Raw genomic sequence first — 19,121 nt, forward strand, 5'->3', positions numbered from 1 at the left:
TCTATTTCTCCTCCCCGAGCTTCACAGCTTGATGAACTCGCAGCCTTCTAATGTGCAAGAACAGCAGTAAAGCTCCTGTTCCCATCATGAAAGCAACAACGAAATAGAGCTGATAAGTGTCTTTGGAATCGAAAACTACCCGAAATGGCGGCACTTGAGTCTTCACATTCTGAGAAGTTTGTAAGAAAGGCAAAAAGAAATAACTCGTAAGTTTACCTATTGCAATTCCTAACGCAATCGATAAACCTGCTGTAAAGCCTTGCTCTAGCAGCAGCATGCCAGTCAATTGCTTACGGGAGAGCCCCATTGCGCGAAGAACCCCAAACTGCACAACTCGGCTTGACAGATTAAAGAACCAGTACAACATATAGCCAATTAAGGACACAAAGACAGATACAAGAAAGCCTAAGCTTAGAATCCCGAACACACCACCTCTGGCCGGCAGCTTCTTCTGAACAATGAGCTCATTGCGAACATCCTTGACAGAAGCCAGTTCGATCCCCTTTTCTTGCAAGGCAGCTACAATTGGCGCTACTTTCGCGTCTGGTTTCATTTTCAACCAAACCTCATAAGGAACAATAGGTGCTTGATCATACACATAATCTAAATTTGTAATGAAAAATGGCATCTGATCTGGGTACTGACTTGGCCAGTAAGGAAGAATACCCACAATTACGAATTCCACAGGCTGCTGGCTAATTGTGATTGAGAGCAGATCACCAGCTTTCAGCGCATACTTGCTTGCATAATTAGAAGGAATAATAACGGCTTGCTCATAGCTGCCAAGCAAATTCAAATATTGATACGGAGGGGCTGGAAATAAATCAGGGCGAAACCATCCAACTTTGGCAAAATCGACATTATCAATGCCCATGACGAGCCCTTGGCCTGTCGATTTCCCAGAAACCACGACATTTCCTTTGGTTTGCAGAACTCTTGCCGCTGCTTGAACGCCTTCAAGCTCGCGAAACACTTGAAACGGCGGTTCCACATAACGAATCTTCGATGGTGTTTCCTCTCCAGGATTTCCACCGCCTTGACCACCTTGGCCTCCTTGACCCCCATTACCACCAGCTCCACCATTACCGGAACCTGCGTTTCCGCCGTTATTACCTCCTGAGCCACCACCTTGAGCGCCGCCCGAATTTCCTCCTGCATTAGGATCCTTAGGTAGATCATCGGAGAAACCTTCCCACACAGTTTGCAGCACCACATCCGTTCCATATTGGTAGAGCGTTCGCTCTGTGGAATTCAGATCAATCGTACGTGCGGCCGAAGAATTATATACTCCGAGTCCCAATGTAAGAATCAGCAATAGCATTAACGGGTAGTAGGATTTGGCTGACCGGGAAAGCTGCACAAGCGTTAAGTAGAGAGGTACCGGCAGGAACCTTCGTCCAAGCCATCCAAAAAAGCGCAGCAACCATGGGAAAACTCGTAAAAAGAATAATCCCAACGCGAAAATCGAGAGTGCTGGCACGAAAAACAATAACGGATGTACTTGCAGCTGATCGGTCGTCAAGCCAGTCTGCACAGACAACACTTGACGCTGATCAAACAAGTAAAAGCCATAACCAACAACTCCGAGCAGCACAATATCAATAAACCAACGCTGCCAAAGCGGAGATCGATCAGATCGTGCAAGGAGCTGCTTATAGTTCACGATCGAAGCTTTAGCGAACAGAATCGCAGGAATTACACTGGCCAGTATCGCGATGAGCACAGCAAGCCCGCCATACAGCAATGCTTCCTTGGTAAAGCTGACAGGAATTGATTTCCGGTCAACGAAGGTTAGGAATCCACTGGAAGAACCTATGCTCTTGGCCATGAACCAACCCATGAACGGCCCTACGACTAACGCTATGATTCCTAGCAATAATCCCTCCAGAAAGTAAATCCCTATGATTTGCTTTGTACTGCCCCCCCTGCTTCGCAGAGTGGCAATAACTCCCCGCTGCCGATCAAGCGATTGTCTGGCATTCATAACAATGTAATAGAAAACCATAGCAATCATAGGTGCTGCTAACGTGAAGAGTAGGATTTGCATCTGCAAGCTTTGTGCCTTAAATTCAGCAAGCATCGGCTTGAATGAAACATCGACCTTCGTATTTTTGAGTTTCTGGAATAGGTTAATGTCCAGCCTCTCCAGACGGTGATCTAACGGAGACAGTTGACTGGTTTGAATATCCCGCAAGTCGAAAGCATAATACCAATTAGCGAGCTGAAGCGGAATTTTCTTCTCTGTTAGCAACGTCTTCATAAACACATCATCACTTACGATAAGTGAGTTAAGTAGCCCCTCTAAACCTTGAAACCAATAGGCATCCGTTTCATTTTGTGGCTTGAATGAGCCAACAATCTTTACTTTAAGCAGTTGGCTGCCGCCTGCACCAGAGACCGAATAATTAAACACATCGCCGATGTGCAAATCATTCCGGTATAAGGCTTCATCCAAAACAACAGCTTCCAGAATCCCGTTCTGTACTTGATCCGAAGCCATTTGGCCAATGGACCATTCAACGTGCTTATTCAGCTCGCTCCACGAGGTAAGCGCCATTTGCCGTCGCTTGCTGGGATCTACTTTCGAGGCATCAACTGGCGTTATTTGAGCTGCTTTGATCGTGTAGCTCTTGGCGAACGTCTCAATGGGAAATCCAATTTCTTTGGGAATTTCTTGTCCTATGTACTCATTGACGTCTTTCAGCTCGTCTAACCCTGCACGCTCTGTTCCTACCGCTTGATACCGCATGAGCACAGAGCCTGCCGGAAGTCCACTGCTCTTCTCTTCAAGCGACTTGGCTACGACACGCTTCAGCGATCCGTCCGCATACATCGGTATGCTGGTGGTGAAAGCAACAGCCATAATCAAACCAAGTAATGTGCTGAGCGTCAGCCAGCGGGTATTCCACATTTTTCGAAATAAAAACCGCAGCATGGGGATAGACATTAGCGACCCACTACTTTCTGTCCGGCGGTAAGGCCTTTTACAATCTCTACATCCGTTGACGTCTGTTGACCGATTTCCACATCAACTTCCTTCTTATTTCCTTGATTATCAACCACTTGCACATAATTCCGGCCCGAATAGGAACGAAGCGCAGCCAGAGGTATCGTAGTCGCATTTTCTTTTCTTTGTGTAATGATCGTCACACTAAGTGGTGTTCCCCGATTCATTCCTTTGGGGAATTCATCCAACTGAACGACTAAATATTGATCAATGGAATCTTGTTTGCCATCTTGTCCGCCGCCCGGGAAGTTGCCATTATTATTCCCTGTCGCTTGCGGATTCGGCAGCTGCTTGACTTTCCCCTTGTGCTGACCAGCAGAGTTAATATCCACTTGGACATCCATTCCAATGGAAACTTTCTTCGCATCGTCTGCACTTATGCTTGCTGCCACTGTCAATTCATTCAAGTCCGCCAAAGTTGCAACGGACTCCTCCGATTTCACGGTGTCACCTTTCTTCGCTGTAACCGTCACAATCGTTCCGCTAAACGGTGCGAGAAGCTTCGCTTTACTCACTTGCGTTTCTAGCTTCGTGAGCTCCTCCCGCTTCAGTTCAAAATCAATCTTGGCCTGCTCTATCTGCTCGGGCGTCATTTCGTCCGCTTTCCGCAGCGTTTCGATCATCGTTAGCTCATCTTTGCGGGTTTCTAGCTTCTTGCGCTTCAGATCGCTATCCATATCCGAAACATCCAGTTCAGCAACTGGCTGACCCTTCTCAACCGTATCGCCATTTTTCACGAGAATAGCACTAATCCGTTTGGAGGTCATATCTTCAGAGAAGAACAGCTTCTCTTCCTGCAGCGCCATAAGACGCCCGCTCCCTCTTACTTTCGTCTCAAGTGTTTCTGTTTTCACCGTGTATTCAGGCTTCTTGGAAAGCTTGGGCGGGTTAATGCTCGGAAGTGCCTCTTCCTCTTGTTCCTTCGGCAGCAGTGTACAGCCGGAAGATAGTATAAGTGTAGAACATAAAAGTAGTGCAGTTACGGGCTTTCTCCAGCTAGGAGACGAATTTCCCGTCCACCATTTCGTAAACATGATCGGCAACCTCCAAAATCGTAGGGTCATGGGTCGTCATACAAATCGTTACTTGCTCTGTTGCAATCATACTCCGGAAAACGGACATGATCTGTGCCCCCATCTGGGAATCCAGCTCAGCCGTCGGTTCGTCGGCCAAAATCAATGATGGCCGGTGCGCAATCGCCTTGGCAATCGCAACACGCTGCTGCTCACCGCCGGACAGTTCAAAAGGACGATGGTACATGCGCTTACCAAGCCCGACGAGTTCCAGACAATAAGCCACTCTTTCTTTCCATTCAGACCGAGGAACACCTGCCATGCGGAGCGCAAGCTCCACATTCTCCCAAGCTGACAACAGCGGCATTAAAGCATACGATTGAAAAATAAAGCCAATCTCCTTGCGGCGAACTAACGTTCGCTCATCGTCACTTCCTAAATGAAAAGCATGATCCAAGAACATAATTTCTCCTTCATTAGGCTGATCAAGCCCCCCGATTAAATTCAAAAGTGTTGTTTTACCTGAGCCTGAGCGCCCTTTGAGCATAACAAGCTGTAGCGGTTTGAGTTCCATCTCAATCCCTTTGAGTACCTCTAATCGCTCGCCGCCAACTTGAAAGGAGCGATGCACACCGGAAACCGTTAATAGCGGCGAATGACTCAGTGCGCGCGAAGATGCTTGCATCTCGAAGAGGTCCGCCTTCTCCTCAGTAGAAGTAGGCTCAGCTGTGCTTTCTTTGCGAAACCAATTCGCCATATGGTACTTCTTCCTTTCATTTCCAAATCAGCTGTATGATAAATTAGACGGTAGACGGATTCAAAAAGTTCCATGAAACTGAAAATTTCCTGAAAGTTTTTGAGCACGAACGTTCTCTTGTATGAATCTATTAAAATATACTATCTTTTGTAAAAAAATGTCATGCAACAAAATACCTATTTTATCCAAAAAGAGACTATCTTGAAAGTCATTTCCGACTTTTAAGACAGCCTCTTTCATAAATCGACAGCTTTTATTCCATAGCAGTATTTCGCAGCACCATATGAATATGGTCCTCCCAAACACCGTGAATTTTCAAATACTTGACCGCTAAGCCTTCATCATAAAAACCTAGCTTCTCCACAACCTTCAATGAAGCCGTGTTACGCGGCATGATATTGGCTTCGATGCGGTGCAGCCCCATAACCTCAAAAGCATAGTCAATCATCGCTTGTACACCCTCAGTCATAAATCCGCGATTGACGAGACTTCCATCCATTCGGTAACCCAAATGGCAGGATTGAAAAGCACCTCTAACAATATTGCTCAAGGAAATAGACCCAATGATCCTGTCCTCATATAACATCCATACTTTCTGCAACAGCCCGTCCTCGATTAATTTAACTTCACTTTCAAGCAAATCAGCTTGATACGACTTCGTATAATACAACTCATTGCGTTCGGTTTCCCATTCCTTCAAAAAAGCCCGATTGCGATTCACATAATCAAGCACCAGCTGAGCGGAAGTTGGATCTAAACGAACCAAGGACATTCGTTCTGTTTTACAAACCAGCTGCATATGTTCTCCTCCTTAACCGTAATGGTTCCATTTATTCGGCTTTACAATAATACCCGCTTCCTTAAGCTGCATGCAACTCTCCTGTAAAATGTGAAACAGCGTCATTTATTAGCATGTATTTGCAGGATTTTACCTCCCTTTGGGGAAGTTAAGAGAAGTAGTTTATTTAGAATTGCTTACAAAGAAGGAGAATACCGACATGATTGAAACAATCAAAACCTACTTGGAAGAGCAACGGGATCAACACATAGAGGAATTGATGCAGTTTCTGCGGATTCCAAGTATTAGTGCTGTTGCCGAACACCAACCTGATATGAAGCGCTGCGCAGAATGGACGGCTGAATCTCTGAGGAAAGCTGGCCTAGAAAATATTGAAATTATGCCAACAAGCGGCCACCCTGTCGTTTATGCGGACTGGCTGCATGCAGAGGGTAAACCAACGGTGCTAATCTATGGTCACTATGACGTTCAGCCTGCTGAACCACTGGATCTATGGGACACCCCGCCTTTCGAGCCAGTCATTCGTGACGGGAAGCTTTTTGCTCGTGGCAGCACAGATGATAAAGGTCAACTCCTGCTTTATGTCAAAGTGGTTGAAGCTTTCTTGCGCACACAAGGCAGCCTCCCCGTGAATGTGAAATTCTGCATTGAAGGCGAAGAAGAGATTGCGAGTAAAAACCTGCCTCCATTTGTAGAAAAGTACCAAGATAAATTACAAGCCGACGCGATTACGCTCTCGGATACTCAGATGCATGGACCTGGCAAACCAGCGCTCATGTATGGCCTGCGCGGCCTTGCTGGTTTCGAGATTACGATCGATGGTGCGAACAGTGATCTGCACTCCGGATTATTTGGCGGTGCTGTGCAAAATCCGATTCACGCTCTAACGAAGCTGCTGAGCTCCTTTCATGATGCGGATGGCAAAGTAGCTGTCAAAGGCTTTTATGATCGAGTGATTGAGCTTTCAGATAAGGAACGTGAGGCATTTAAACAAGTTGAGCCTGATGAAAATAAGGTCCGTACAGATCTAAAGGTAGACAAGTTGTATGGGGAAAAAGGGTTCTCGTTTTATGAACAAACAACGTCGAGACCCACTTTGGAAATCACTTCCGTGAGTGGCGGTTTTCAAGGAGAAGGCATCAAGCCGATTATCCCTAACCGTGCTTCGGCCAAAATTGCCTGCCGTCTAGTTGCCGCGCAAGTACCGGATGAAATCATGGAGGCCGTTGAAGCCCATATTCATGCCCAAGATTTGCCTGGCGTTCAAATAACCCTCGACCGTCAATTGCGCGGCAATCCGTTCATTACGCCAATCGATGAGCCTGTGATGGTTGCTGCCGCTGAAGCCTATGAAGATACCTATGGCGTTTGGCCCGTATACACGCGAAGCGGCGGATCGATTCCAATCGTGGAAGTGTTGGGCCGCGTGCTGGATGCCCCTGTTGTTCTGCTGGGCTTCGGCTTGCCAGGCGAGAACCTGCACGCACCTAATGAGCATTTCCATTTGATCAATTGGGATAAGGGAACGGAGACAATCAGCCGCTTCTGGCTGAAGCTAGCCGAACGAAATGAGAAAGCATGAGAGGAATGAAGAATCACCATGAGCATAACCAATTTATCTCTTCGCGATGCCAACTTGGAAGATCTCGCGGACATTGTACGCATATATAATTCAACTATCGCAGGACGTATGGTCACCGCAGATACGGAACCTGTTACGACAGCTAGTCGTGAAGGCTGGTTTCACGAACACTCCGCCGACTTCCGTCCCTTATGGGTACTCGAAAATAGCAGCGGGATATGCGGATGGCTTAGTTTTCAATCCTTTTATGGTCGCCCAGCCTACAATGCTACAGCTGAAGTGAGTATTTACATAGACGAAGCATGCCGCGGCCAAGGAATTGGCCGATACCTCATGGAGCAGGCTTTGGAGGCTTGTCCCAAGCTAGGACTTAAAACTTTGCTCGGCTTTATTTTCGGCCATAATGAACCTAGTTTGCAGCTTTTTCGTAAATTTGGCTTTGAAAATTGGGCGCATCTGCCCGGTATTGCCGAGCTTGATGGCATCGAACGAGACCTGATTATTCTTGGTAAACGGGTAGGTTAACAGGTAACAGTAAGTAATGCGAATAGCGCTTCTTCCTCTTGTCAGGGACATGCTACCCGATAACAAGATGGAAAAGCGCTATTCTATTCAAAACTTGCTTGGATGCCCCATTAACCTTCGGTCTTCAGCGCCTCAACCTCAATCTCGATCATTAACCTAGGATCAATTAATGCTTTCACCTCAACCATTGTCGCCACAGGCTGAACGTCCCGGAAATAGTCCCCATGCGCACGGCCAAATTCTTCCCATAAAGAAATATCCGTCACAAACATGCGTGTACGTATAACATCCGACATGGCAGCACCAAGCTCGATGAGTGCTTTCTCTATGGTCTCCAGCACAAAGCGCGCTTGTTCATAAGCATTGCCTTCGCCAACTACTTCCCCATCCTTCATCGCTGTTGTTCCAGCTACCTCGATGCGATTTCCTACTCTGATTGCCCGGCAATAACCTACCGTTGGCTCCCAGGGTGAGCCTGTAAATACTCTTGTTCGAGTCATAGTTCAGTCAACTCTCCTATTACAAATAAGATGCAAGCTTAGCGCGCAGACCTTCTGTTACTGGCAAAAGCGGCAGCCGAAGCGTTCCCGATTCTATGACCTCTTGCTGTGCTAACAGCCATTTGAGGGGAGCTGGGTTCGGCTCCTGGAAAAGAAGACGAATTAGTGGAAGCAATTCTTCATAAAGCTCCTTGCTTTTCTCCTGCTGACCTGCCAGAAAATATCGGTAAAACGCTACAAACCGCTCTGTCTCCACATTCGCAGATGCGCTCATTACCCCTTTTGCTCCAGATTGAAGAGCATTATACAACAGTGAATCTTCTCCGCACAGAATCGGCTTCGAGCCCATTCCAGCAAGCTCAGAGACTACCTGTGTGTTAGGTGTACTGTCTTTCATTCCAATTACACCCTCTAGTTCGAGAATGGCCCTAATGGTATCCAACTCTAATTTCACCCCTGTGCGATGCGGCACTTCATATAAAATCACAGGCACACCGACACTAGCAACTCGGCGAAAATGTTCAATAATCCCTTGCTGGCTAGGTTTATTATAATACGGTACCACAACTAAAGCTGCGTCGGCACCAAGTTTTCCAGCTTCTTCTGTTCTACGCACCGTGGAGCGCGTATCATTCGTACCTGTACCTACGACGAGTGGTACCTGCACATGTGCTGCATCCCGAGCAGCTTGAGCTGTCGCAAACATGACGCCAAGCTCATCACCTGTAATCGTCGGTGACTCCCCTGTCGTACCATTAACAACAAGTCCATCAATCCCATCTTGAAACAAATTGTAGGCATGATTATAAAGAGAGGCAGCATCCAATTCGCCCTCCTCATCAAAAGGCGTAATAATAGGAACATATACACCATGCAAATCTTTTTCTTTTAACATAAGAGCCATCTCCCCGTTAATTTGATGTTGTACATACACTTTAGCATGGAATATATCATCACAGTTAGCTATAATAAGTGATACTACTCATCAATATTTTTGATGTAAAACTAGGGGGCTGCCATGGACTTAACGTATTTCCGCACCTTTCGCGAGGTTGCCCGAAGAAAAAGCTTTACCAAAGCCGCCGAAGAATTAGGGTATGCACAGTCCAGCATTACCATGCAAATTCAGAAGCTTGAGCGTGAATACGGAGTGCCCCTTTTTGAAAGGTATGGCCGGCAGCTGCGGTTAACCTCATCTGGTGAAAGCCTGCTGAAGCTGGCTGTACAGATGCTTGATCTCTATGATCAGTCCAAAGAAATGGTCGCAAGCCAGGTCACAGGTACATTGACGATTGGCACGATTAACTCACTTGCTGCCTATTACCTGCCTCCTTATTTGCAAGCTTTGAAGCAGCTTTATCCCGGACTTAACATTCAATTATACCCTGACAGCGAAGCGTCGCTTATCACCAAAGTCAGAGAAGGCGATTATGATCTGGGTTTGCTGTTGGACCGATATCCAGCTGATCCCCTCCTGACTTGTACGAAGATAAAAGAAGAACCATTAATGCTCGTTGCTCCATTGACTCATCCGCTCTCACAGCTAGACCACATTGGTCTGACCGATCTTAGGCAAACTGAATTTATTGTGACAGAAGAAAGCTGCATTTATCGGGGCATGTTTGAAAAGCTGCTCAAAGATCACGCCATTCCGCTTCAAATCGGCTTCGAGCTAGGGAATTTAGAAGCGATTAAACAATGCGTCATGAATGGACTTGGCATTGCCCTGCTGCCTCAGATTGTAGTTCAGAGCGAGCTCGAACAACATAAGCTCGTTTCCCTGCCTTTTTCACATGAAGAATTAAAGTTAGATATCCAATTGCTGCTCCACCCCAAAAAGTGGATCTCCCAACCCTTGCAAACATTCATCGAACTATTGACCAGCCCGAAGGAATAAAGACAAAAAAAGAAGCCCTCCTTTTCGAAAAGGTAGGGCTTCTTTCCTATTTCATTTATACGCGAATGGCGAGATAGCCATCCAAATGCGGCGCCGCCGATGCGGTAACCAGCTAGCTGTACCTAATAAACTTCGAGGTTCCTCTACACGCCAAACGCTGCAGGGTTCTCTCTCCATGAATGAAGCAATGCCATATCCTCAGCTTGGATTGCACCTTTCTCTAATGCTACTTCAAGCAGCGTAGAGTAGTTGGAAAGCGTGTGAAGCGGCATCTCTGCTGCTTGGAAAGCATCCGTTGCCTTGTCCAATTGGTAGGAGAAAATCGCAAGTACGCCTAGTGGAACAGCTCCCGCTTCTTTAACAGCAATTGCTGCTTTCAAAGAGCTTCCGCCTGTAGAAATCAGGTCCTCGATAACGATGACCTTTTGGCCTGGTTTCACAGAACCTTCAATCAGGTTCTCTTTGCCATGGCCTTTCGCTTTATCGCGAATGTAAATCATCGGAAGACCCAGCTTCTGAGCTACCCATGCAGCATGAGGGATGCCAGCTGTTGCCGTACCAGCGACAACCTCAGCATCCGGGAACTTCTCTTGAATTAAGCTGACGAAACCGTCAGCGATTGCTTCGCGAATAGCCGGGTGAGACATCGTCAGACGGTTATCACAATAAATCGGGGATTTCAAGCCCGATGTCCATGTAAAAGGTTGTTGCGGTCGAAGAGCGACCGCTTCAATATCTAATAAGGAAGCCGCGACATGCTTCGCAATCGTTTCGAGTTGACTCATGTTTCTTCCACCGTTCCTTCCGTTGTTAGGTGCTACAGGATGGAATCAATAATCGATTCCATCGCAGCCCTTGGATCTGCCGCGCCTGTGATCGGTCTGCCGATCACGACGTAGTCCGTTCCCTGCGCGAACGCCTCTCCTGGCGTCATGATGCGCGACTGGTCGCCTACATCCGCGCCTACTGGGCGGATGCCCGGCGTTACGGTGACGAAGCCGTCACCGCACGCCGCTTTAATCGCCGTCACCTCTAGCGGTGACGCGACGACGCCCTGCAGCCCAGCGGCATGCGCCAAGCGGGCATAACGAATGACGGCTTGCTCAACCGTACCGGTCAAGCCGATCTCTTCGTTCAGCACCGCTTGAGAGGTGCTGGTCAGCTGCGTCACGCCGATGACAATCGGGCGTGCAGCGCCTGCGGCTAGTCCCTTGTCGACACCCTCCAAGGCAGCTACCATCATGTCCTTGCCTCCGGCAGCATGGACGTTGAAGACATCCACCCCTAGGCGCGTTACGCTTTCTGCCCCGCCTTTGACTGTGTTCGGAATGTCATGCATCTTCACATCGAGGAACACCTTATAGCCGCGATCTTTCAGGCTCGCGACGAAAGCTGGACCTGCAGCATAGAACAGCTGCATGCCCACCTTCACGTAGCAAGGAATCCCTTCGAGCTGCTTCAGCAGCCCTTCGGCGCTTGCCGCATTCGCATAATCGAGCGCGACCATAATGCGTCCTGCAACATCCGTACGAGTTAATACTGACAAGTCCGTCACCTCTTTCTTAGACATGAACTGGCATTGCGCGTGAGGAGAAGTTGATGGCTTCGAGCATATTAACGAGTGCTCTTACTGTGTCGAGCGATGTCATACAAACCACACCGTTCTCTACAGCTTCACGACGAATGCGGAAACCGTCGCGCTCAGGCGTTTTACCTTTGGTGAGCGTGTTTACAACAAACTGCGCGTCCCCGCTGCGGATCAAGTCCAAAATGTTTGGTGAGCCTTCGCTCAATTTATGCACAGTTGTTACTGGAAGCCCAGCTTCTTCAATAGCTGTTGCCGTTCCGCCAGTCGCAATGATTTTATAGCCAAGACGGTAGAACCCTTTCAAGATCTCAATTGCTTCTTCTTTGTCTTTGTCAGCAACCGTTACAACAACGGAACCAGCTGCTGGAATTTTCATGCCTGCACCGATTAAGCCTTTGTAGAGAGCTTTAGCAAAGTTCGTATCGCGGCCCATTACCTCACCTGTTGATTTCATCTCAGGTCCGAGTGTTGTGTCTACGCGGCGAAGTTTCGCAAAGGAGAATACCGGTACTTTCACGGAGACATAGCTATCTTCCGGCCATAGACCGCTTTGGTAACCCATATCCGTCAGCTTTTGTCCCATAATAACGCGTGTTGCCACATTGGCCATCGGAATGTTTGTTACTTTACTTAAGAATGGCACCGTTCTGGAGGAACGCGGGTTAACTTCGATTACATACACTTGATCGTTGTGGATAACGAACTGGATGTTTACCAAGCCAACTACGTTAAGCTCTAGACCAATTTTTGTCGTAATCTCGATAATTTGCTTTTTAATATGATCAGAGAGCGATTGCGGCGGGTACACAGCGATGGAGTCGCCGGAGTGAACACCAGCACGTTCAACGTGTTCCATAATCCCAGGGATTAGGACCGTTTCTCTATCACAAATCGCGTCTACCTCTACCTCTTTACCTAACATATAACGGTCGATCAGAACCGGATGCTCAGGGTTGATTTTCACGGCATATTCCATGTAGCTTAGCAACTCTTCATCGGAGTAGACGATTTCCATTGCACGTCCACCCAAGACATAGGAAGGTCGAACGATAACCGGATAGCCGAACTTCGCAGCCGTTCCAACCGCTTGATCCACCGAAGTTACTGTGCCGCCTGGAGGCTGAGCAATTGAAAGCTTGCTTAGCAGAGCTTCGAATTTCTTGCGATCTTCCGCTGTATCAATGCTTTCCAGGTCGGAACCTAGAATGCGAACTCCTGCTTTGTGTAAAGGAGCTGCCAGGTTGATAGCGGTTTGACCACCGAATTGTACGATAACCCCGATTGGCTTCTCGCGTTCAATTACGTTCATAACATCTTCGAAGAACAATGGCTCGAAGTACAAGCGATCGGATGTATTGAAATCCGTGGATACTGTCTCTGGGTTGTTATTGATAATAACCGCTTCGTAGCCAGCAGCTTGAATCGCCCATACAGCGTGTACCGTCGAGTAGTCAAACTCGATCCCTTGACCGATACGGATCGGACCAGAGCCAAGTACAACCACTTTCTCTTTCGTTGTTTCTGTTACTTCATCTTCTTGCTCATAAGTTGAATAGTAGTATGGCGTCGAAGCTTCAAACTCCGCTGCGCAAGTATCAACCATTTTGTACACAGGTTTAATGTTTTGCTTCAAGCGATAATTTCTTACATCCGCTTCGTTAATGAATGTTGTGCAGCCTGCAAGTGTACGAATTTCAGCAACTGCGCGATCTGTAAAGCCTTTACGCTTAATCTCAAAGATCAGCTCAGCCGTTAATTCACTTGCTGCGATTTCTTTCTCGTATTTGATCAAACCTTCAAGTTTGTTCAAGAACCACCAGTCAATTTTCGTCAAATTTTGCAATTGTTCCACGGAATAGCCCCTGCGGTAAGCTTCAGCTAGTAAGAACAAGCGCTCATCATCAGGTTTTTGCAAACGGGATTCTAGCGTTTCTTTATCGAGGAGGTCAGTTTCCTTCAGGAACAAACGATGTACACCAATTTCCAACGAGCGAACCGCTTTGTGAATGGACTCTTCGAATGTACGTCCGATGGCCATAACCTCGCCAGTTGCTTTCATTTGTGTACCTAACTTGCGGTTAGCAGCCGTGAATTTATCGAATGGCCAACGCGGGATCTTGGACACGATGTAGTCAAGTGCTGGCTCGAAGCAAGCATACGTTTGACCCGTAACTGGATTCACAAGCTCATCGAGCGTGTAACCAATCGCAATTTTAGCTGCCATTTTGGCAATCGGATACCCTGTTGCTTTGGATGCAAGCGCCGAAGAGCGGCTTACACGCGGGTTAACTTCGATGACATAATATTGGAAGCTATGTGGATCAAGCGCATATTGTACGTTACAACCGCCTTCGATGTTCAAAGCGCGAATGATTTTCAAGGAAGCGGAGCGAAGCATTTGATATTCGCGATCCGACAATGTTTGGCTTGGCGCTACTACAATGCTGTCTCCTGTATGTACGCCAACCGGATCAAAGTTCTCCATGTTACATACAACGATACAGTTGTCATTCGCGTCACGCATGACTTCATACTCGACTTCTTTCATGCCTGCGATACTGCGTTCAACGAGACATTGTCCGATTGGGCTGTAACGAATTCCGGAAGCTACGATTTCAGTCAGCTCTTCCATTGTGTTACAGATACCGCCGCCAGTACCACCAAGTGTGTAGGCTGGGCGAATAATGATCGGGAAGCCGATTTCGTTAGCAAAATCTACCGCTTGAGCAACTGTTGTTACGATAACGCTATCCGGTACAGGCTGCTCTAGTTCTCTCATCAAGTCTCTGAAAAGATCACGGTCTTCCGCTTTCTCAATCGCAGTAAGCTGCGTGCCTAGAAGCTTCACATTTTCGCTCTCAAGAACTCCTGCGCGAGCAAGTTCTACAGCCATGTTCAGACCTGTTTGACCGCCTAGAGTCGGAAGCAAGCCGTCCGGACGCTCTTGACGAATGATTTGTGTAACGAATTCAAGTGTAATGGGTTCGATATATACTTTGTCTGCCATGTTCGTATCCGTCATGATCGTAGCCGGGTTGGAGTTGATCAGGATAACTTCCATGCCTTCTTCTTTTAATGCTTGGCAAGCTTGCGTTCCCGCATAGTCGAATTCCGCAGCCTGACCGATAACGATCGGACCGGAACCGATAACGAGGATCTTTTTGAGTGTATTATTTTTAGGCATATTACCGTTCCTCCCTAGAGTTTTGCGTCAGCAAAACTTGCTTCGTAAGTTTTACTTACAGATGTCGATGCCGTGGACGCTTTCCACTGAGCCAGCATTTGCGCTTGGCGCGGCTGCTCGGGGTTATCAAGTTTGTGTTGACGAATCATCGAGATGAAGTCATCGAACAGATAGCTGGAGTCAAAAGGTCCAGGCGCGGCTTCCGGATGGTATTGAACCGAGAAAGCTGGGAATTTCTTATGTTTCAAACCTTCGATTGTACGGTCATTATTGTTAATGTGCGTCACTTCAAGATCAGTACCAGCGACGGACTCATCTTTAACAGTGTAGCCATGGTTTTGCGATGTAATATAGCAGCGGCCAGAAGCCAAATCCTTAACAGGGTGGTTACCACCGCGGTGTCCGAATTTCAGTTTGTCAGTGTCAGCGCCGCAAGCGAGTGCGAACAATTGGTGACCCAAGCAAATTCCGAAAAGCGGGATATCGCCAAGCAAACCTTTAATCATTTCGACAGCGTGAGGAACATCTTTTGGATCCCCAGGGCCGTTAGAGAGCAGGACACCATCTGGTGCAAGGCGGCGGATTTGTTCTGCTGTTGCATCTTGAGGCACAACAACGACGTCACAGTCGCGTTTGCTCAGATCGCGGATAATTCCGCTTTTTGCTCCAAAGTCAACGAGCACGATGCGCTCTTTGTGACCCGGTGCTCCGAACACGCTTTTCGTGGAGACACGAGCAACTTGATCCGTCATGAGGGAAGTTCCTCGCAGGATTTCAGTCAACTCAGCAACGGATTTGTTGGAAGTTGTCAGCAAGCTTTTCATAACACCGTGATGACGGATCTTACGAGTCAACATACGCGTGTCGATGCCGCTGATGCCTACGATGCCGTATTCCTTAAGCAAGCTGCCAAGCGTGTATTGAGCTCTCCAGTTGCTTGGAATCTCTTCATGCTCACGAACGACGAAGCCATGAATGAATGGGCGTACGGATTCAAAATCATCACGAATCACACCGTAGTTCCCCACCAATGGATACGTCATCGTTACGATTTGACCACAGTAGGAAGGGTCGGAAAGAACCTCCTGATACCCTGTCATCCCCGTGTTGAATACTACCTCACCCACGGACTCTCCTTCACTACCGAACGATTTTCCTGTAAAAAGCGTGCCGTCTTCCAGCAACAATCTTGCCTGCATGTATGTTCAGCTCCTTCACTATTGTCAACGATTCTACGAACCGCAGATGTCATGCTAATTCTTTACTATCATTCATACGTATTTCTGCATAAAAAATGATCAGTTTGTATAAATATACACGATTTTCGGGTTGCCGTACAGATCGATCGTGTCGTTTTTATGAATAAACGATTTTTCCTGAAGCGATAGTCACAACTGGCCAGCCCTTCAGTTTCCATCCGATAAACGGTGTGTTTTTGCTGCGCGAAACAATCTCTTCTTTGAGAACTTCACGCTCTGTTTCTAAATCTACAATCGTAATGTCCGCTACGCTGCCTACATTCAAAGTTCCGTATGGAAGTCCGAATACATCAGCAGGTTTTTTCGTCATTCGATCTACCAGGAAGCCTAACGTCCACTCGCCTGTCAGGACAAATTTCGTATACAGCAAGTTGAAGGCTGTTTCGAAACCAAGAATACCGAATGGCGCAAGCATCATGCCCTTTTCTTTCTCTTCTTCCGAATGCGGGGCGTGATCCGTAACGATAATGTCGATTGTGCCGTCTTGGAGACCTTCGATGACCGCTTGCACGTCGCGCGGTGTGCGCAGCGGCGGGTTCATTTTCCAGTTCGCATCAAGCCCTGGAATATCTTCATCCGACAGCACAAGGTGATGCGGGCATACCTCTGCGGTCACTTTAATTCCGAACTGCTTCGCGTGACGGATCAAGCGAACCGATTGCTCTGTGGAAACGTGACACACGTGGTAGTGAACACCCGTTGCTTCAGCCAGCAGCACATCGCGCCCAACGTGAATCGCTTCGGATTCGTTCGGGATGCCTTTCAGCCCATGCTTCTTCGCGAAAGATCCTTCACTGACTGGAGCGCCGACAACAAGCGTATCATCTTCGCAGTGAGCGATGATGGGCATTCCGATGGATGCCGCAAGCGTCATTGCATCCTTCATCATTTGCGCGCTTTGTACGCCTACGCCGTCATCTGTGTAACCAATGACACCCGCTTCTTTCAGCGCGGCAAAGTCTGTCAACTCGCGGCCAAGCTCGTTTTTCGTGATCGTACCGTAGGGCAGGACACGAATGACGCCTTCTGTAGCCGCTTTATCCAATATGTAGTTCACCGTCTCAACGGTGTCGATGACGGGTCTTGTATTTGGCATACAAGCAATCGTTGTGAACCCGCCTCTTGCTGCGGAACGTGTTCCAGTTGCAATGTTTTCTTTATGTTCAAACCCAGGCTCTCTCAAGTGAACATGCATATCGATAAAGCCAGGTGTTACCAATTTGCCTGCTGCGTCGATTACTTCATGCCCTTCTGTTTGCGGAGCTGAACCGCCATCTGCGTCCAGAACCTGAGCGATTTTATCATTTTCAACTAAAATGTGTTTCTTCGCTTGTACATTATTTGCGTCAACTGTAAATCCATTTAGAATCCAAATGCCCATTGTGGTGAAATCCCCCTGTTTTATGATAAAGCTCGTTCGATGACGGCCATACGGATCGGCACACCGTGAGCAATTTGAGTGAAAATTTTTGATTTTTCATGTTCAACAAGTTCATCGTCCAGTTCCACGTTGCGGTTTACCGGAGCCGGATGCATGATGATCGCATGAGGAGCCATGCGGCTTGCGCGCTCCACGGTTAGACCATACTGCTCGCGGTATTCCTCCGCGGACCGAAGCAGACCTGAGTCGTGGCGTTCCAGCTGCACACGCAGCATCATGACAACGTCTGCCTTCAGCGCTTCGTCGAAGGACACATACGGCGCGAACTCGGCGAGTTCTGGAGCCTGCATGCTAGCTGGCGCGCAGAATTGTACTTTCGCGCCTAGTGCGAGCAGTCCCCACAGATTCGAGCGTGCCACGCGGCTGTGCAGAATGTCCCCGACGATGGAGACGGTCAGCCCTTTGATGGCGCCGAACTGCTTACGCATCGTGTAGAAGTCGAGCAGTGCTTGCGTTGGGTGCTCGTTGTTACCGTCCCCCGCGTTAATGAGCGGAATTTTGATTTTCTCTGCGAGCTCCTGGAGCACGCCGTTCGGTTTCAAGCGGATGACACCGGCGTCGATGCCCATGGATTCCAATGTGCGTACGGTGTCGTAGATCGACTCACCTTTTTGTACGCTGGACTCCGCTGCTGAGAAGTTAAGCACATCCGCGCCTAGACGTTTTTGCGCCAGTTCGAAAGAGAAGCGTGTTCTTGTACTATTTTCAAAAAATAAGTTAGAGACGAATTTACCGTTAAATTGATTGGTCACTCTCGCAGGATTCTGCTCCCAGTGAGCCGCGCGATCAAGGATGCTTGTGATCTCATCTGCGCTAACCCCTTTTAATCCTAGAAAATGTTTCGTTTGTGTACTCACCATGCTCACTCCTGTTTCCCCCTCTGTTGAAGTATAATGACGCCGTCTTTATCGTCGATTTCCGTTAGCAGCACTTCAATGCTCTCACTTTTGGAGGTAGGCACGTTCTTTCCTACATAATCTGGTCGAATCGGCAGTTCGCGATGCCCTCTGTCCACAAGCACAGCCAATTGAATCATTTGCGGCCTGCCCAAGTCGATTAAAGCGTCCATGGCTGCCCGCACGGTGCGCCCTGTAAACAGGACATCATCGAACAGTATAATTTTACGATCTTGAATTTGGATGCGGCCGCCTTCTTGGACGTTCTCGACCGATTTCACTTTGACCCGGTCGTCTCGATAAGAGGTGATATCAATCTCGCCAACAGGAACGGGCACGCCTTCGATCTCTAAGATTCTCTCTGCGACTCGCTTCGCTAAATAAATGCCTCTTGTCCGAATCCCAATTAGGGTACAATTTTCTACCCCTTTATTCTTTTCAAGTATCTCATGCGCAATCCGCGTAAGCGCACGGCGAATTCCCATTTCGTCTATAATCGTGTGTTCGGCTGCTTCGTTCATTTGATTCGCCTCCTAAGAGTTTTCCGTAGGAAAACTGGCATCGTAAGCATTAGCTGAGTTTTGGCCAGGTTAAAACACACCAAAAAACTCCTTGCCCATTCATTGGCAAGGAGTTAGCGTGCATAAAGATACAGAGCGGGGCATAAGGATGC

16 protein-coding genes are annotated in these 19,121 nt (G+C 47.9%); 3 read left to right on the plus strand and 13 right to left on the minus strand.

What is annotated here, in order from left to right; translation table 11 throughout:
* Position 1: 1 nt before the first annotated feature.
* The 4 genes from GQF01_RS06595 to GQF01_RS06610 all read right to left on the minus strand — a co-directional run bounded on the left by GQF01_RS06595 (position 2) and on the right by GQF01_RS06610 (position 5,576).
* On the minus strand, positions 2-2,947 hold the full coding sequence (locus GQF01_RS06595; RefSeq protein WP_202556103.1) for an ABC transporter permease: 2,946 nt from the start codon (positions 2,945-2,947) through the stop codon (positions 2-4).
* Positions 2,947-4,041 carry an efflux RND transporter periplasmic adaptor subunit gene (locus GQF01_RS06600; RefSeq protein ID WP_161406014.1) on the minus strand — a complete coding sequence of 365 codons (1,095 nt, stop codon included), beginning with the start codon at positions 4,039-4,041 and terminating at the stop codon, positions 2,947-2,949. Before GQF01_RS06600 ends, GQF01_RS06595 begins: the two co-directional genes overlap by 1 nt.
* Positions 4,004-4,705, minus strand: coding sequence for an ABC transporter ATP-binding protein (locus GQF01_RS06605; RefSeq protein WP_235959221.1), 702 nt, complete (start codon positions 4,703-4,705; stop codon positions 4,004-4,006). The genes GQF01_RS06600 and GQF01_RS06605 overlap by 38 nt, the downstream gene beginning before the upstream one ends.
* A gap of 325 nt (positions 4,706-5,030) precedes the next feature.
* Positions 5,031-5,576 carry a GNAT family N-acetyltransferase gene (locus GQF01_RS06610; RefSeq protein WP_161406016.1) on the minus strand — a complete coding sequence of 182 codons (546 nt, stop codon included), beginning with the start codon at positions 5,574-5,576 and terminating at the stop codon, positions 5,031-5,033.
* Positions 5,577-5,775: 199 nt separating this feature from the next.
* Between GQF01_RS06610 and GQF01_RS06615 the strand changes: the two genes are divergently transcribed.
* Entirely contained in the window at positions 5,776-7,158 is a 1,383-nt protein-coding gene (locus GQF01_RS06615) for a dipeptidase (RefSeq protein WP_161406017.1), read from the plus strand.
* 18 nt (positions 7,159-7,176) lie between these two features.
* Positions 7,177-7,683 (plus strand): GNAT family N-acetyltransferase, encoded by a 507-nt coding sequence (locus GQF01_RS06620; protein ID WP_161406018.1) that lies wholly within the window; start codon positions 7,177-7,179, stop codon positions 7,681-7,683.
* A 110-nt stretch (positions 7,684-7,793) separates the two neighbouring features.
* Here GQF01_RS06620 and GQF01_RS06625 read toward each other — a convergent pair whose 3' ends face one another.
* Positions 7,794-8,183 carry a RidA family protein gene (locus GQF01_RS06625; RefSeq protein ID WP_161406019.1) on the minus strand — a complete coding sequence of 130 codons (390 nt, stop codon included), beginning with the start codon at positions 8,181-8,183 and terminating at the stop codon, positions 7,794-7,796.
* A 19-nt stretch (positions 8,184-8,202) separates the two neighbouring features.
* Positions 8,203-9,078, minus strand: a complete 876-nt coding sequence (gene dapA / locus GQF01_RS06630; RefSeq protein ID WP_161406020.1) for a 4-hydroxy-tetrahydrodipicolinate synthase — start codon at positions 9,076-9,078, stop codon at positions 8,203-8,205.
* 123 nt (positions 9,079-9,201) lie between these two features.
* Between dapA and GQF01_RS06635 the strand changes: the two genes are divergently transcribed.
* Complete coding sequence (locus GQF01_RS06635) at positions 9,202-10,080, plus strand: LysR family transcriptional regulator (RefSeq protein ID WP_161406021.1); 879 nt, start codon at positions 9,202-9,204, stop codon at positions 10,078-10,080.
* Between the two features lie 143 nt (positions 10,081-10,223).
* On the opposite strand, the gene pyrE is transcribed toward GQF01_RS06635, so the two are convergent.
* From pyrE to pyrR, 7 genes are all read right to left on the minus strand, one after another.
* Entirely contained in the window at positions 10,224-10,865 is a 642-nt protein-coding gene (pyrE, locus tag GQF01_RS06640; RefSeq protein ID WP_161406022.1) for an orotate phosphoribosyltransferase, read from the minus strand.
* Between the two features lie 32 nt (positions 10,866-10,897).
* Positions 10,898-11,587, minus strand: coding sequence for an orotidine-5'-phosphate decarboxylase (gene pyrF / locus GQF01_RS06645; protein WP_235959224.1), 690 nt, complete (start codon positions 11,585-11,587; stop codon positions 10,898-10,900).
* Between the two features lie 55 nt (positions 11,588-11,642).
* On the minus strand, positions 11,643-14,852 hold the full coding sequence (gene carB / locus GQF01_RS06650) for a carbamoyl-phosphate synthase large subunit (RefSeq protein WP_161406024.1): 3,210 nt from the start codon (positions 14,850-14,852) through the stop codon (positions 11,643-11,645).
* Positions 14,853-14,866: 14 nt separating this feature from the next.
* Positions 14,867-16,051 carry a carbamoyl phosphate synthase small subunit gene (locus GQF01_RS06655; RefSeq protein WP_161406025.1) on the minus strand — a complete coding sequence of 395 codons (1,185 nt, stop codon included), beginning with the start codon at positions 16,049-16,051 and terminating at the stop codon, positions 14,867-14,869.
* Positions 16,052-16,208: 157 nt separating this feature from the next.
* Positions 16,209-17,492 carry a dihydroorotase gene (locus GQF01_RS06660; RefSeq protein ID WP_161406026.1) on the minus strand — a complete coding sequence of 428 codons (1,284 nt, stop codon included), beginning with the start codon at positions 17,490-17,492 and terminating at the stop codon, positions 16,209-16,211.
* A 20-nt stretch (positions 17,493-17,512) separates the two neighbouring features.
* Positions 17,513-18,412, minus strand: a complete 900-nt coding sequence (locus GQF01_RS06665) for an aspartate carbamoyltransferase catalytic subunit (protein ID WP_202556184.1) — start codon at positions 18,410-18,412, stop codon at positions 17,513-17,515.
* 2 nt (positions 18,413-18,414) lie between these two features.
* A complete protein-coding gene (pyrR, locus tag GQF01_RS06670; RefSeq protein WP_161406028.1) occupies positions 18,415-18,969 on the minus strand; it encodes a bifunctional pyr operon transcriptional regulator/uracil phosphoribosyltransferase PyrR in 555 nt (184 codons plus the stop codon).
* Positions 18,970-19,121: the final 152 nt, after the last annotated feature.

It is taken from the genome of Paenibacillus silvestris (assembly GCF_009882985.1).
GTDB lineage: Bacteria > Bacillota > Bacilli > Paenibacillales > NBRC-103111 > Paenibacillus_E > Paenibacillus_E silvestris.